This window comes from Salarchaeum japonicum (assembly GCF_020614395.1).
GTDB classification, from domain to species: Archaea; Halobacteriota; Halobacteria; order Halobacteriales; family Halobacteriaceae; genus Salarchaeum; species Salarchaeum japonicum.
On the sequence record NZ_CP085325.1, the window covers coordinates 84,613 to 99,587 of the forward strand.

General features: G+C 57.9%; 18 protein-coding genes and 1 tRNA gene. 11 read left to right on the plus strand and 8 right to left on the minus strand.

Going from position 1 to position 14,975, the window contains the following annotated elements; genetic code table 11:
• Position 1: 1 nt before the first annotated feature.
• The 3 genes from LI334_RS12735 to LI334_RS12745 are packed head-to-tail and all read left to right on the plus strand — an operon-like array spanning position 2 to position 1,806.
• Complete coding sequence (locus LI334_RS12735; RefSeq protein WP_137685099.1) at positions 2 to 439, plus strand: hypothetical protein; 438 nt, start codon at positions 2 to 4, stop codon at positions 437 to 439.
• A gap of 21 nt (positions 440 to 460) precedes the next feature.
• Complete coding sequence (locus tag LI334_RS12740) at positions 461 to 1,396, plus strand: cation diffusion facilitator family transporter (RefSeq protein ID WP_227262387.1); 936 nt, start codon at positions 461 to 463, stop codon at positions 1,394 to 1,396.
• 26 nt (positions 1,397 to 1,422) lie between these two features.
• Positions 1,423 to 1,806, plus strand: a complete 384-nt coding sequence (locus tag LI334_RS12745; RefSeq protein ID WP_227262388.1) for a SpoIIAA family protein — start codon at positions 1,423 to 1,425, stop codon at positions 1,804 to 1,806.
• On the opposite strand, the gene LI334_RS12750 is transcribed toward LI334_RS12745, so the two are convergent.
• The 5 genes from LI334_RS12750 to LI334_RS12770 form a co-directional block, all read right to left on the minus strand.
• A complete protein-coding gene (locus tag LI334_RS12750; RefSeq protein WP_227262389.1) occupies positions 1,803 to 3,125 on the minus strand; it encodes an arylsulfotransferase family protein in 1,323 nt (440 codons plus the stop codon). The two genes, LI334_RS12745 and LI334_RS12750, sit on opposite strands and share 4 nt — an antisense overlap.
• Complete coding sequence (locus LI334_RS12755; protein WP_004594563.1) at positions 3,122 to 3,400, minus strand: DUF7521 family protein; 279 nt, start codon at positions 3,398 to 3,400, stop codon at positions 3,122 to 3,124. Before LI334_RS12755 ends, LI334_RS12750 begins: the two co-directional genes overlap by 4 nt.
• Positions 3,397 to 3,774: a winged helix-turn-helix domain-containing protein gene (locus LI334_RS12760; protein WP_227262390.1), complete on the minus strand. Its 378-nt coding sequence runs from the start codon at positions 3,772 to 3,774 to the stop codon at positions 3,397 to 3,399. Before LI334_RS12760 ends, LI334_RS12755 begins: the two co-directional genes overlap by 4 nt.
• A 150-nt stretch (positions 3,775 to 3,924) precedes the next feature.
• A complete protein-coding gene (locus LI334_RS12765; protein WP_227262391.1) occupies positions 3,925 to 4,152 on the minus strand; it encodes a transcriptional regulator in 228 nt (75 codons plus the stop codon).
• Positions 4,153 to 4,212: 60 nt separating this feature from the next.
• Entirely contained in the window at positions 4,213 to 5,175 is a 963-nt protein-coding gene (locus LI334_RS12770) for a transcription initiation factor IIB (RefSeq protein ID WP_142980623.1), read from the minus strand.
• 172 nt (positions 5,176 to 5,347) lie between these two features.
• Here LI334_RS12770 and LI334_RS12775 point away from each other — a divergent pair, with 172 nt between their 5' ends.
• The 3 genes from LI334_RS12775 to LI334_RS12785 all read left to right on the plus strand — a co-directional run bounded on the left by LI334_RS12775 (position 5,348) and on the right by LI334_RS12785 (position 8,505).
• Positions 5,348 to 5,863, plus strand: coding sequence for a COX15/CtaA family protein (locus LI334_RS12775; protein WP_227262392.1), 516 nt, complete (start codon positions 5,348 to 5,350; stop codon positions 5,861 to 5,863).
• Positions 5,864 to 6,456: 593 nt separating this feature from the next.
• On the plus strand, positions 6,457 to 7,182 hold the full coding sequence (locus tag LI334_RS12780) for a CPBP family intramembrane glutamic endopeptidase (RefSeq protein ID WP_227262394.1): 726 nt from the start codon (positions 6,457 to 6,459) through the stop codon (positions 7,180 to 7,182).
• 168 nt (positions 7,183 to 7,350) lie between these two features.
• Entirely contained in the window at positions 7,351 to 8,505 is a 1,155-nt protein-coding gene (locus tag LI334_RS12785) for a multicopper oxidase domain-containing protein (RefSeq protein ID WP_227262395.1), read from the plus strand.
• Between the two features lie 205 nt (positions 8,506 to 8,710).
• On the opposite strand, the gene LI334_RS12790 is transcribed toward LI334_RS12785, so the two are convergent.
• On the minus strand, positions 8,711 to 8,896 hold the full coding sequence (locus LI334_RS12790; RefSeq protein WP_092635601.1) for a DUF7333 family protein: 186 nt from the start codon (positions 8,894 to 8,896) through the stop codon (positions 8,711 to 8,713).
• A gap of 167 nt (positions 8,897 to 9,063) precedes the next feature.
• Positions 9,064 to 9,627 (minus strand): plastocyanin/azurin family copper-binding protein, encoded by a 564-nt coding sequence (locus LI334_RS12795; RefSeq protein WP_227262397.1) that lies wholly within the window; start codon positions 9,625 to 9,627, stop codon positions 9,064 to 9,066.
• 98 nt (positions 9,628 to 9,725) lie between these two features.
• Here LI334_RS12795 and LI334_RS12800 point away from each other — a divergent pair.
• From LI334_RS12800 to LI334_RS12815, 4 genes are all read left to right on the plus strand, one after another.
• Positions 9,726 to 9,800, plus strand: a tRNA-Glu gene (locus LI334_RS12800).
• 40 nt (positions 9,801 to 9,840) lie between these two features.
• Positions 9,841 to 10,260, plus strand: coding sequence for a hypothetical protein (locus LI334_RS12805; protein WP_227262398.1), 420 nt, complete (start codon positions 9,841 to 9,843; stop codon positions 10,258 to 10,260).
• A gap of 536 nt (positions 10,261 to 10,796) precedes the next feature.
• Positions 10,797 to 11,600, plus strand: coding sequence for a hypothetical protein (locus LI334_RS12810; RefSeq protein WP_227262399.1), 804 nt, complete (start codon positions 10,797 to 10,799; stop codon positions 11,598 to 11,600).
• Between the two features lie 55 nt (positions 11,601 to 11,655).
• Positions 11,656 to 11,838 (plus strand): hypothetical protein, encoded by a 183-nt coding sequence (locus LI334_RS12815; protein ID WP_227262400.1) that lies wholly within the window; start codon positions 11,656 to 11,658, stop codon positions 11,836 to 11,838.
• Positions 11,839 to 11,901: 63 nt separating this feature from the next.
• Here LI334_RS12815 and LI334_RS12820 read toward each other — a convergent pair whose 3' ends face one another.
• A complete protein-coding gene (locus tag LI334_RS12820; protein WP_227262401.1) occupies positions 11,902 to 14,277 on the minus strand; it encodes a heavy metal translocating P-type ATPase in 2,376 nt (791 codons plus the stop codon).
• Between the two features lie 362 nt (positions 14,278 to 14,639).
• Here LI334_RS12820 and LI334_RS12825 point away from each other — a divergent pair, with 362 nt between their 5' ends.
• A complete protein-coding gene (locus tag LI334_RS12825; RefSeq protein ID WP_227262403.1) occupies positions 14,640 to 14,936 on the plus strand; it encodes a PadR family transcriptional regulator in 297 nt (98 codons plus the stop codon).
• The last annotated feature ends 39 nt before the right edge of the window (positions 14,937 to 14,975 follow it).

Below are 14,975 nucleotides of genomic sequence, written 5' to 3' on the forward strand. Positions count from 1 at the left end.
GATGGGTGCTGAGAACGAGGGAAATACAACGTCCCATACGGAGGCAGACCAGCAGCAATACCCGTTCGGACTCTCGTCTCCGCAGTTTGCCGTCCTCGTTGTGCTCGTTGGGCTCATCGGTCCCGGTTTACTGGTATACACCCTCGAACAGGCGAATCTCTCTGGCGTTGCTGATCTCGTGTGGATCGTCGGCTATGGTACAACCATATTCGTCGTTTGGTTCATCTGGCTTCGTCCGCTCGATTTCAGTGGCTCCTCTGCCCAGGATATATCGCTCACCGAGGAATCGGAAGAGTCCGACACAGCAGCTGAGGAACGCGATAGCGAGTCTGACTCCTCGGATCGTACTGAATCCTCGGCGGAGGATTCGACGTTGGTGACCGAAGATAGGTCGGAGGAGTCTACTCAGGAATCCCCAGAGTCCTCGGATTCGAAGTAGCTCTCCCTCCAAAGTGAATGTATGACGCTCCATGAACACACACAAGAGGATACGGCAGAACACGAACACCCGTCTGAAACAAGTGGTAGTACGCGTCGGCTTGCGCTCGTCGCGGTCGTCAACTTCCTCGGATTCGTCATCGAACTGGCTGGTGGACTCCTGTTCGGGTCGGTCGCTCTCATCAGCGACGCCCTTCATATGCTGTTCGATATGCTTGCGTACGCGATGGCGTTCGGCGCGAGCTACACCGCCGAACGGTTCGAGGGTGGCGAGGCGTGGTCGTACGGTCTCCACCGACTGGAGCCGGTTGCGGCCTTCCTGAACGGCGTCTTGCTCCTTCCAATGGTCGGATACATCGTCTGGGAGTCCTACCAGCGGTTCCTTGAGCCAGTGGCGATCAATCCAGAGTTAACGCTGATCATCGCGACGGGTGGCCTGCTGGTTAACGTCGGCTCCGTGTACGTGTTGCAGGGTGGTGAGATGAGTCTCAACGAGCGCGGGGCGTTCTACCACCTGCTCGGTGACGCCGGTGGCTCTGTTGCGGTGATCATCTCGACCGCCGCTGTCGCAGTGTTCGATCTCCCCATCGCAGACCCTGTGGCGGCCGTACTCATCGGGTTGTTGGTGCTCGCGTCGGCCGGGAACGTCCTCCGGGAAAGCACGTCGATCCTGCTGGAACGGAGTCCGGTATCGTCCGAAGAACTCCGGGATGAATTGACGACACTCGATGGCGTGGACCAGATTGAGGATCTCCACGTCTGGCAGGTGTGTAGTCAACTCACCGTCGCAACCGTCCGGCTGACAGATACGGCGACCACACTCGAGGAGCAACGGACAATCCAGTCACGGGTTCACGATCATCTCACGGGTCGAGGAATCGACCACGCAACCGTCGAGCTCGTCGGGCATACCGACCCCGATACTGACCCTGTCGGTACGACGAATCACTCCCACTAGCGATGTCCCACACAGCACCCAATCGAATGTTCGAAGTGTTGGACGAGACGAACGAGAACCTCATTGCGATTCGCGTCGGGAAGGGCACGCGAACAGGCTATCAAGAGCTGTACTCGCTCCTCGTCGAAAAGAGCGACCAGTACGGGCATATCCACGTGTGCGAGGAAGTTCTGAACTGGACGTTCGGGACGTTTCTCACACACCTCCACGGGGTGGTTCCCGATCTCCGGTACGGCCCCGACTTCGATATCGACCGGTACGCCGCAGTCGGCGATACACGATGGGCGAAACTCTTGTTTGACTGGTGGTATGCAATCCGGCTGATCTGGCCAGTCGCTCCCAACGAAATGCGATATTTTGACGGCAAGAAACGCGAGCAAGCTCTCGACTGGCTTCGAGAGGAAATTTAGTTACGAATTCGGTCAACTCCGCCGCCGACAATGAGGAGCGCAGAGACAAGCGTCAGGCCGAGTTGTTGTTCCCCGAACCAGAACGGCGTCGAGGGAACAACGGCCCGAAGCCCGACCAGGAGTAGTGAGAGGCCCGGCACGCCGGCGTCAGTGCTGTCGACGCCGCTTCCGTTAGTCGTATACTTCGGGGCTCCAACAGGCTCACCGTAGGGAAGTCGGTCGGCTTCGTATGGGATACGCTCTGTTCGAACGCTCCAGACGACAGTTCCGGATTCGTCGAGCTCTACGAGTCGCCGGTTGAGCGTGTCGGTGATGAGCGTGTTTCCGTTCGGGAGCCGATCTGCATCCCGAGGCCAATCGAATGCGACCCCCTCAACCTGATCTAAGGCCCACGCTGGCTCCCACTCACCGGCCTCCGTTCGATGGAGCTCGACAACCCGGTCGTTCTCGCTGTCAGCGACGAGGACGGCATCATCTCCGAGCCACTGTGGGTTGTGCTGGTGGTTGAGCACGTCGGGGTCACCACATCGAATATCGCCATCACCATCATAGTCGGCTAACTGGCCTGATTTACGACAGTTGGCATCGTTCGAATCGTTCGTGTCCTCGTTGATGACGTCGACGACGCCTTCTCCGGGCTCGATGACGAGAAGCTGGTTGGCATTGCGTACTGAGACGAGATAGCGTCCGGTGCTGATGACGTCCACGTCGTTGATGTGCAGCCAGTCGGTCGTCGTCGGATCTTGTGGAGCGTCGTAGAACGAACTCGCATTCCACTGCCACGTGACTTCGCCGTTCTTGACAGTAAAGATACGCTCGTACTCCATATCGGTGACCAAGTATTCTCCCGATTCGAGTCGTTCGACATCGTGGACTTCGCTGTTCTTGTTCGTTCGCACCGGGAAGCTGTACTCCGAAAGCACCCGAGTGTCTTGTCCGGGGTCAATGACTCGGAATCCCGTTCGGGTACAGGGAGACTCGTACGGTCCGCACGAAGCGTACCCGCTGTCCATGAACCCGGCTAACACTGTTCCGTTCTCCGTTTGTGTGACGTCGAAATAGCTATCAGCACTCGATTCGCGCCAGGTAGTGTTCGTACCGTTGAGGAGGTAGACGCTACCGTATTCGTGCCAGCCTGGGCCACCCCCCTGAGACCCGACCAAGGTCCGGGACGTCTGGTCTGTCTCCGAAGCCGTCCCAATCGCAGGGGCGAGCATTGCACTGCTAACAAGCGTGAGAACGAACAGAACCACGCCGAAAAGGATTAGGTAGCTACCCCGACGGAGATCAGGAACGGCACCATTCGGAATGGCGTTCATTTCTGGATATACAGCGAGTACATGATGACCGCGAGACCAAGGGCAACGAACAGGCTGTTGATGAGCACGCCAAGGGCCAATCCGACAGAAAAGAACTGGTTGGCCACGCCAGTCAGGATTGCCCCGAGTGTGATGATACCGAACCCGACACCAAGGACGCGTAGCGAGTCCGCACCCGTACGTCGATAGGCCTTAAATGCAATGTAGGTAATCCCGCCACCGAGAAGCAGGATTACAAACTTGACGACTGCAATCGCCGTGATGACGCCGTTCATACTTCGTCCCCCATCATCGACCAGATATCTGCAAGCCGTTCGTCGGTAGATTGCGGTGGCCGATCGACACTCACCGAAAACGCACCTGTGTCGTCCATAGAGATCGTGACGTCCTCGAACGACCGCTCGTAGTAGGTGACCCGTCCACCTCCGGGGTTGATCGTCTCCTGTTCTCGAACGAGGGAAGCGGAACTGAGGAGTTCTAATTTTCGATACAGCGTCGACTTGGGGATGTCACATGCGTCGAGGAGTTCGTTCGCAGTCATTGGTTCGATAGTTTCCCGGAGAATAGCCCGACACGCGGGATCATCCAGCGCATCGAGGACATCCTGTACCTCCGGAGGGTCCTCGGAAGACACTGAATTATCTCCCATTATTCGAGAATACGTGTTCGTCGGGAAATGGAGTCCGATTATGGACGAGAGGCTCCATCGGCACCCCGTATTCATTACGGATCCGGGCTGGGGAGTGATGATGGCTGATCCATCCAATGGGGGCAAACATAGTGACACAGTTATGAAACGTTATGATTCCTGCTGAGTTTCGAGTCGTTGTTCGCCGGCGTCGGTAATCTCGTAGAGACCCCTCCCGCGCGGAACAATACAGCCCTCACTGTGAAGATGAGCACACGCTTGGTCGATAGTGATCGGGTGTCCATCGACGGCGTTAGTGATATCCATCACATGGCACGGTGACTCGTCAACGAGCAGCTCCAATACTTCGACCTCGGTCTGTATTGAGAACTCGCTCATAGTAAATATCGTATCATGACCCAATCAGCAGCTGGATTTCGCCCGGCAGGGGCTATCCGGTCAGTCATGCTGCGCGTACACCTCGAGAAGCTCTTGGTATCGATTCCGGATCGTGACTCGACTCACGTGTGCGACCTCACTCACCGTCTCCTGTGTGAGCTGCTCGTTCGTGAGGTGGGTCGCAGCATACAGAGCGGCAGCCGCCAATCCGGCTGGACTCTTTCCACTGTGGACGGCATTATCTGTAGCTACCTCAAGCAGTTCTCGAGAGCGCCGTTCTGCTTCGTCGCTCACGTCAAGCGATGACGCGAATTGGGGAATATATTGCATGGGATCCTCCGGCTCGATCTCCAGCCCAAGTTCTCGGGATAGATATCGGTACGCTCGCTGGATTCGGATTTTCTCGACACGGCTGACGTCGGCGAACTCAGTCAGCGGCCGTGGCATTCCGTGCTGTCGAGCAGCCGCGTACAACGACGCCGTCGACATACCCTCGATCGAGCGACCGGGGAGCAGGTTCTGCTCTACAGCACGCCGGTACAGGACGCCTGCAGTTTCCCGAACCGATTCCGGAAGTCCCAGAGCGGAAGCCATCCGGCTGATCTCCCCGAGAGCTTGCTTGAGATTCCGCTCGTGGGCATCCTTCGTCCGGAACCGCTCGTCCCACGTCCGAAGGCGCTGTAATTGAGCACGTTTGCGACCGGAGACAGCCTGTCCGTAGGCATCTTTGTCCTGCCAGCCGATAGTCGTACTCAGGCCCTTATCGTGCATCAGCTGCGTCGTGGGAGCACCGACCCGACTTTTTTCATCGCGTTCGTCCGACGTGAACGCACGCCACTCCGGGCCGTGGTCGATTGGATCATCTTCAAAAACCAACCCACAGCTTTCGCAGGTCGCCTCACCGCTGTCGCTATTCAGGGTAATATGGCCCTGACACTCGGGACAGGTATTGTCGTTAGCAGACTTCACCTCGCGGTCGCGTTCATCTATTGATCGTTCCTGGGTATGTTCTTGAGCCATCATACTATCGGCGTATAGGGGTTTTCCCTACAAACCGTGGGTCTTCTTAACAGTACCGTGGGACGGCTCCTCAATGAATAGCAGGCGGTGTCCCACTCGCTGGGAATCCGGCCTAACACTTTGTCTCCAAGACATCAACTCGTCACACCGCCAGTCAGCGTCTCTACCCAATATTATGTCTCAAGGCCGACTCCGCGGGCACGACGTACGAACCACGATTTCAAGGATTCCGGTCGAGTACAGGCATATCGCCGGTTTCACGCTACTAGTGACGTATATCGTGATGCTTCTCGGAGCCTACACCAGTGCAATCGGTGCTGGACTTTCCTGTCCCGATTGGCCGACCTGCTACGGGACGTGGGTTCCCTTCCTTCAACCCGAGATCATTGCTAACTCGCCATACTCTGCACTCCAAATCTTCGCAGAGTGGGCTCACCGTGGACTGGCGATGATGGCCGGGGTTCTGATCGTCGGCACAACCCTTGGAGCGTGGGTGACACACCGGAATACCCCGATTGTCAAATGGTCGGCCACGGCCGCTCTCGCCCTTCTTCCGTTACAGGTTATCCTCGGAGGATTGACCGTCACGGAAGATCTCCAGCCGATCATCGTGACGACCCACCTCGGCGTGGCAATCCTCATTCTCCTCTGTCTCCTGACGACCTTCCTCGTCGCATATCTCCGCCGCTAATGACACCTTGCGTATAAACCAATGCCACAGATACCGACGATTCAGCTCACTACGAGAGAACAGCACGGAGCCTATGAAATCTGCCACCAAGAGTAGTGATCACGAATGACTGCCCATACCTTCCCGATCTGTACAGATCAATTCGAAACAGCGGGAGCAGCGCGTGACCACACATGGAACGCTCATAGCGCCTGCCATTATTGTGGCGAACAACTCGGTGACGAGACTGACGAGGAGCTCTACAGACACTGGCTCGCCGTGCATCCCGACGACCTCTCACGTGTGGACTACAAACGGGCGGATACAGCCGTTGATTCACTCACGTTCTCAGAGCGGCTCTCTGAGGACGGTGTCGGAGCTGCTGTCGGAGGACTGACCCGCCGACAACTTCTCCTCCCCGGTGGTAGTGCCGCCACTGCCGGTCTCGTGATCGGCGTCACCGCTCTCTCTAACAATACGAGTACTGAGCCGGATGACGGCGCGAATGCTGGAGGTGATGCGGGTGCCGTCACCACTGCCCCGATTCCCGAACCGCCAGCATCGACCTATCGAAGCCAGTTTGTAGGGTGGAACCCTACGCTCACATCTGATTAATGTCGTCGATATCTCGTTTCCGGTCTGTCGCCTCGGCGATTGGTCTCACGTATGGATCATACGTCGCGGGGGCTATCGTCATCCTTGCCGTCGCGACGGTCGTCGGGTTGTTCGGAGTCGACCTCGCGTCGCGCCCAGCCCTCAGACTGGTTGTGAGTACGTTCCTCCTCCAAGGAGTGACGTTTGGGGGCATCGCCATCCTCTATCTCAAAGGCCGTGATCTCGGATTTGGGTTCGTTCCAGTTCGTCTACCTGACAAGCGTGATGGGGCGGTGATTGTCGGGGGGAGTATAGCGATCCTGGGGTTGCTCTTTGTGGCGTCCTCAGTAATCACGGCCCTCGGTCTGAACTCGGCTCAGAATCAGATCGTCGAGGTCGGGCGACAAAATCCGAGTGTCTTCCTTCTTCTGATCCCCCTCCAATTCCTGTTGGTCGGCCCGGGAGAAGAGCTGTTGTTCCGGGGCCTCGTCCAGGGCACCCTCCGTGAAAGTCTCCATCCGGCCCGTGCAATCGTCCTCGCAAGCGCTCTGTTCGCATCGATCCATCTCTTCTCGTTGTCAGGGGAAGGCAAACTGGTGTACATCGGTATCGCATTCGTCCTAGCCTTAGTACTGGGAGCAGCGTACGAGTATACGGACAACCTCACAGTGCCGGCTGTGATTCACGGGACGTATAATGCGGTGCAGTTCGCAGGAGTCTATCTGTCGTCCACTGGCGGGCTCTAACAATCTGATCGCTTTCTAGGCCCAATTTCGGACTCCTGACAGCGAACAAGTCTAGGTGAAAAGCCCCCATCTCCATTCGCCTTGTGCCGAACATATCCACGCGCTGTCCCGTGAATTGGGACACCGCAGTCGCCCTATGTTTAGGCCAACCAAAATGCCGAGTGTATCATGACAACACGTTTCGGCGCACCCGGAACCGGACTGTCCCGGCGTGAGTTTCTCGCGGCAACTGGCGCGACCGGTATCGCTTCGTTAGCAGGCTGTTCTGCGGGCGGAGCCAACGAGCCAGCAGCAACGAGCGATACGCCCACGCAGGCACAAACTGACTCGCCTGATCTCCCCTACACCAGCCCTCCAACAGTCGTCAACGTCGACGAGCAGGGCGGCGAAGTGACGATGCGGACTCAGCAGGCCCGCCACGCCGTCCACCCGCTCGATACGATGGGTGGGTCCGTCGAATTCCCACGCGTCTGGGCGTTCCAGGCCGACGACAACGACCCTAGCGTCCCCGGCCCAATTCTCAGAACGACCGAGGGTAACGCGATGGAAGTGACACTCGACAACACCGATGGCCGACGTCCCCACACGATTCACTTCCACGGGGTTCGCAAGACGTGGGAGAACGATGGCGTCCCGACGACGACCGGCATTCAGGTCCCGCCAGGGGAGAGTCACACCTACGAGATTCCCGCGAACGTCCCTGGGACGCATTTCTACCATTGTCACTTCCAGACCCACCGGCATATCGACATGGGCATGTACGGGATCTACCGAGTCGATCCCGAAGGCTACGAACCGGCGGACCGCGAATACTTCATGACGATCAAGGACTGGGATTCGCGGGTTCCACGGAAGTGGGCCGGAGAGGCGGACTTCACCTACAATTCGGCCAGTCGCAATCCAGACGTGTTTACCGTCAACGGGAAGAGCGCACCCCGAACGCTGCACCCCGAAGAAGGGTCACCGATCATCGTCGACGAGGGCGACTCAGTTCGTATCCACCTCGTCAACGGTGGGTACATGTCGCACCCGATGCATATCCATAACCACCGCTTCCAGCGTGTTGAAAAGGATGGCGGGACGATTCCGGAGGCTGCCCGCCACGACATGGACGTCACGAACGTTGCCCCTGCTGAACGACACACGATCGAATTTACTGCCGATGCAGACCCCGGCATCTACCTGATGCACTGCCATAAGGTCAATCACGTGATGAACGGCACGTTCTATCCCGGCGGGATGCTCACCGGCGTGGTCTATCGGTCCGTCATGGATACGGAAATCTTCAACCAGCTCATGGAGTACGCCGGCTACTCCACGTAGAGGCGCTCTACATGACGACCAGAACTGGATCTAACTGAAACATAGTGGTTGACCGGCTCTGGTAGACTCCTGGTGGTTCGACATCGTCCCGCTGAAACAGCCGTCGCTCGGACTCCGAATCGGTCATCGAAACGAATCGGAATCGACACCGCTAGGAGCTTGCGTGGACCGCAACCCGGCGGATTCCGGCTACCGGATCGGGCTGTTACGGACTGGCACGGAACTCGCCGTGTTTCATCCCGAAGAAGAACGCGATGACCGAGAAGACAATCATCGAGGGCAGAACCATCATGAAGACTGTCGAGGAGGTCATCACGGTCGTGAGCGCAATCGCTGCGACGGCGACAATTACGACGAGAGGAGCCACCGAGCGCACGAAGTCGAATTCCATATGTACTGTTGTGACCGGATAGACAAAACCGTTAACAAAGTAGATTTACTGGAAACCGGCAGTAATCGGGTGCCACATAGATTCCTGTAGGTCCGAAGCAGAGTCAATGTCGGCCATATGGTGTACAAGCGATTCCAGAGCGCACAGCTCGCAGTATACGCGGCCGCCTACCCGGAGAACGAGCTGTACGAGACGCTGCCTTGATCGACGATGGTCTGGCTTTCGGGAACGTCTCCGTCCGGCGGCATACTCCCCTCCGCGGGACCGCCGGGTTCGCCGACGACGATCCGGCCGACCATCCCCAGGGTCTTGTGCGGGATACAGAAGTAATCATACGTCCCTGTGGTCTCGAACGTGTGCTCGTACGTTGCGCCCTGTTCACTCAGCGTTTCGCTATTGAACGTTTCTGCGCTTTCGGGAATCCGATTTACCGAGGCTGAACTCGTTCCTTCTTTGTAGGCGGTTGCCGAGTGGCTCCCACTCTGGATTTCGAATGTCACAGTTTCCCCAGATTCGATGAACAGACCGATGGGATCGAAATAATACTCGCTCCCTTCGGTGACCATCATAACAGTATTCGAGCCTCCAGACCCACCAGCGGTCTCCTGCGGTTCAGTCGTGGTCGGCTCACCGCCACCATCTCCATTCCCCGAACTACTGCAGCCGGCAAGACCAGTTACGCCACCTGTCGCGAGAAGTCCAGTCGTCTTGAGAATCTGTCGACGCTCCATACCACAGTATCAAAGACCCCAGCATAAGGGAAAAGGGCGGATTCCCAGTAAGTAGGACACCGGTCGTATTTCAAGTACTGAGGCCCCAAGTTAGAAATGCTCCGTTGGTGTAGCTCGGCCAATCATCTCGGTATCTCACGCCGAGGACTGAGGTTCAAATCCTCGACGGAGCATCCCTGATCCGTTTCAATGCTCTACTCATAATCCTCACAGATGACTACCGCACAACAAGGGTTCGAGAAGTATATTTTGAGCCGATATACTTCCGTAGAGATCAGTACACTCACTAGCCCGTGTCTATTTGTTCTTGCCGCCGCCACGGTCGTATATAGCTGGCCACCGGCTGTACTCGGATGGTTTGTATCCGGCTTACTCGGACTTCTTGTCGCAGTAGCTTCCGGCCGGACATCAGCGGTCAAGCTCAGTCTCATCAAGTGGCCCCAGCCTGAGTCGAAAAGCGATTTAGCGGTGAATGCGATTGCATACAACGGCGTCTTGATTATTGGAACCGTACTTGGACAGATCGTGTGGACGGCATCGAATAGTCTCCTACTCGCTGCAGGAGTTGGGGCCGTTCTTCCGGTCTGGTTCCTCAAGCACATACAGTTCCTCGTGTTTCTGGACGTCGAGTGAATTCACCGTGCCGGTCATACTTTCGGAGGAGGATATTTCCACACACAGCATGAGCCAACGACAGTCAAATCCAGGCTATCAGGGGTGAATCAGTCAGGTAGAAGTGGCTCCCTGTCCAAGACAGAATAATGTCACCAGAAGAGCGTCAACCACGTGGGGACCCCTCCCGTGGACAGACCTCTCGAATCGGATCTATTCGGCCTCTCTCTGTACTTCTCGCCGCGATTGGTACGCTCACTCAGGTTCCCGTCGCGTCTGCCCACGGTACAACCGGAAGCGGTGGACTCTCGCAAGGACACGGTGTAATTATTGCTTTCGTTGGTGCCGTTATTCTCGGTGGATTCATCCTTCTCAAACGGACAGATCGGATCACGGCGACAACCGCTCTGTACGGCGTGTTCGCCGGTATCGCTATCACTGCACTCGGAGCCGTACTCTTCGAAGGGCTCTCCCCAGATCCGACATATACTGCGAGTTCGATGCCGTTCCCCCGAGCGTGGTATCAGCCACTGGCCCTGCTGAGTGGTTTGGGCATCATGGTCGCGAGCTTCGTCGTCGGGTGGCTCCGCTGGCCATCCCGACCACGGTACACGTTCCTCGGCATCCTCATGGGATTGTGGATCTCGTACCCCTACCTCCTTCCAGAACTGGCAAGCGATACGCATCCACTCGGGTACGCAATCGTCCTCGGCACGCCAATCCTGGTCGGTTATGTCGTCTGGAAGGACGCAGGGAGTGTCATTCGCGCAGTCATGCGTGATCCGGTTGCGCGTCGCTTCGGCATCGGCGTCGGTGTCGTATTAGCCCTCTTTTTCGTCTCGATAACGGGGTACCTCTCGTTGTTCCCCGAGGAAGGCTTCCCTGAGGAAGTGACGGTCGTCGTTCTGCCCGCAATCTATCAGCTGGTATCGTGGCCGACGCTCGAAATCGCGATTCCGCATCTTCCGTTCATACATATCCCGTTCTTCCTGGCCGTGTCGCCCGGTCAGGTCATCGTCGTCGGGATGCTGAGCGCACTCATCGGGTTAAACGCCGCTCTCATCGCCCGTCACTGGCGCGTCGAGGAACGAGCCGGCATGACCGAAGGGACCGCCGGAAGTGCTGCAATCGTCGGGACGTGTACCTGTGGGTGCTGCGGGCCACTCGTCGCGAAGATCGCGGTACTTGCTGCCGGGCCATCGATTGCCGCCCCCCTCTACTGGGTGTTCGTCGATTCGGCCTCGCCGCTCAGTGCAGTATTCATCGTAGGAAGCTTCGTCCTCTTCACTGGGAGCCTGATCTACTCGGTCCAAGCAGCCCGACAGCCCGATCAATCGGCCGCCATCATCCCCGCCGACTGAGATGACGGATCTGCCGTGAGAACACGGTCCTTAGGGTGGACGAATATCTCAAGATATGAAGAGGAAACGTCGACAGTACGTGTTTTTGGGACTGGCAGCAGTATTAATCGTTGTCGGCACCCTCGCGACCGGCTTCCTCCCGTCGACGCCGTTCTACCAAGTCCTCTCCGGAGGCATCATCGTTGCGGGCTTTGCGGTCGGGTACGCGGGCCTCAGTGCCTTCGAATTGCTCGACTGAAGCGATAGGACCCGTCTTCACCCGGTTACAGCAGGTATCTGCCGATTCGCGGAGTGGGAGCCGCTACTCGTGAAGTAGGTCTCGAAACGAATTCGCTGCGAGGAGACCGCCGGTCGCCACGACCGCACCCATCGCGAACACCGGATTCAGCAACCCCGTCGCTGCGAGTGGCATCGTGACCCCATTGTAGAGCAGCGCTAGCCCGTTGTTCTGTTTGACACGCCGACGAGCTGCATCTGCGAGATCGAACGTCGTCTCCACCGCCGCGAGGTCATCATCGACGATAGAAATATCCGCGGCATCGGACGCGAGTGCCGTCCCACCACCGAGGGAGATTCCCAAGTCTGCTGTCGCTAGGGCCGGGGCATCGTTCGTCCCATCACCGACCATCGTAACCTGCCCACGGGACTGTAACCGCCGGATCGTCGTGGTCTTGCCTGCCGGCGGGACCCCCGCAAACACGTGATCGACGGCAGGATGACTGTCGAGAAAATCAGTGGCAGCCTCGTCATCACCGGTCAGAACGACGATCTCGAGATCACGGTCACTCAGTTGCGTGAGTGTGTCATCCCAGCCCGCCCGTGGTTCGTCGCCCACGACGATGATGCCCTCTGCACGACCGTCTCGACCGACGACGACCGGAAGGTGACCGGCCGTTCGTGCCTCTGCGGCACGCGTCTCGATCCGCTCGCTCACCGACCACCCCAGTTCCGCGAAGAGATCGAGATTCCCGACGAGAACGCGCGTGTCCTCGACGACTCCTTCGACGCCGGTCGCGTGGCTCGTGAATTCAGTGATGTCCGCTGCGTGCTCGTGGTCACTGCCATCGGCAACCCCCCCATCGGCTCTCGAGCGATCGCCCTCCTGATTCCTTTGTGCAAACGTATTCACGATTGCGTCGGCCGCTGGGTGGGATGCTCGCTGTTCGAGGGCCGCGACGATTGCAAGCAGATCCGACGGTGCATCCGCCTCGAGGACATCCATCTGGCCGGTCGTGAGAGTCCCCGTTTTGTCGAAGACGACGACGTCGACGTCCCGAAGGCGCTCGAAGACGGTCTCGTCGAAGATGACGATGCCCCGCTCTACCGCTTGTTCGATACTGGTTGCCACCGAGAGCGGGGTTGCCAGGCCAAGTGCCCACGGGCATCCAACCAAGAGAACCACCAGCGCCGTCAGGACGGCGACGGGAATGCCAGTCCCAACAAGAAGCGATCCCAATCCAGCGAGTACCGCCCCACCGACGACGACCGGAATGATGGCTGACGCGAGCCTATCGGCCTGCCGCTGGACGCCGTGATCCCCACTCTGGAGATTCCAGACAGAGGTGATGAGGCGATCGATACTACTGGTTGTCTCATCGCTCACCGTGAGGACAGCAGCCCCATTTGTGACGACCGCCCCGCCGACGACCTCGTCCCCAGCTTGTTTCGATACCGGGAGCGACTCGCCCGTCACGATCGCTTCATCGACCGTGCACTCACCCTCAGCGAGAACACCATCGACTGGGATGCGTTCGCCCTCACGGACGAGAACCCGTTCCCCGGGTTCCAGACCGTGTACGTCGACCATCGTCGTCGTCCCATCGGCGCCATACCGCCTGGCTTCGGTGACGTGGGAGATAGTGAGATTAGTCAGGCGATCCATCGCTCGCTGCTTGCTCAGTGATTCGTAGAAGATGGCAGCCACCACACTCGCGGCAACCACAATCGTGAGGTCGTAGAACACATCGATCCGACCGAGGAGAAAGGCGATCGTACTGTACACGTAGGCACTCACGATGGTAAGTGCGACGAGCAGGTCCGTGTTCGGCTGTCGCATCTTCAGACTGACATATGCACCCTGTAACAGCGGCAGGCCGGTAAACACGAGGACGACACCCGTCAGAACGAGAAAGAGCGGCAGGATCAACAGGCCATCTCCACCGCCGATCCCGGACGCACTCGCGAACATATCGAGCGTCCCGTCACCAAAGAACGACGAGAGCTGCGCCGGATAGAGGAGGACCGCATACGGGAGGAGCATGAACGTCCCGAAAATGACGCCAACAGCGTAACGGAATCCCAGCACCTCGTCAATCCCTCGTTCATTCGGCTCGTCCGACCGGCGCGACTGCCCGATTATAGTCGGTGCGTCATCGCTCCCTCCAGCACGGAGGGTTGCCGAATAGCCGAGTGTACTCAGGGTATCACAGAGAGTGCCCTTCGAGACGCGGTCAGGGTCGTATGTGATTCGGATCGTCTCGGTGACGTAACTCGCCGCGGCGTCAGTGACGCCCTCGCAGCCTTCAGCAATCGATTCCAGAAACGCTTCACACGTCGCACAGTGCATTCCGTCGATCTGGAAGAAGGCTCGTTCCTCAGTCCCCGTTGGACGCGGATCTGCCTCGCGTTCGCCCGCTTTAGTTCCGGATTCATGTATAGTGCCATCTGTCGAGGCCATCTGACTGTGAACCCCATCACCACCGAGCACTCGATGGACGTTTCGGCATCCAACACAGCAAAAGTCGATGTCATCCTCACCCACGACTTGATCGTCAGTGACAGCCCTACCACAAAGCGCGCACGGGGGAGATAGTGATTGAGATGAAGACACAATTGATTACCACCTGCTGACAGCGCGCCGAGTACAGCCACGGAACCTCAAGGGCGACCTCGTCCGAAGGGCCATTACCGGTGATACAGATGCCTCGATATTAAACGCTGTTCGGTGACGAGCATACCAGTAGATACCCTTGGTCCGAATCTCCGCCTTTGAGTACCAGAGAGAACATATGCTACCCCTCAAAAATAAGCAACAGACGGATGCACGATCTAACTGGGTTCCAGCGGGACATCTTGTACGTGATCGCCGGGCTCGAGGAACCACACGGGCTCGCAGTAAAGGCCGAACTCGACGACTACTACGAACAAGAGATCAATCATGGACGGCTCTATCCAAACCTCGACGACCTCGTCGGCAAAGGCCTCCTGGAGAAAGGTGAACTCGACAAACGGACGAACGTGTACACGGTCACGCAACGCGGAGTGCGGGAGATCGAGGCGCGACGTGAGTGGGAAAGCCAGTATTTAGAAGACGTGAACGTCTCCACCCAGTCGTAGAATCAACATACAGGCGGGACTGCTTTACCTACTTCCGAC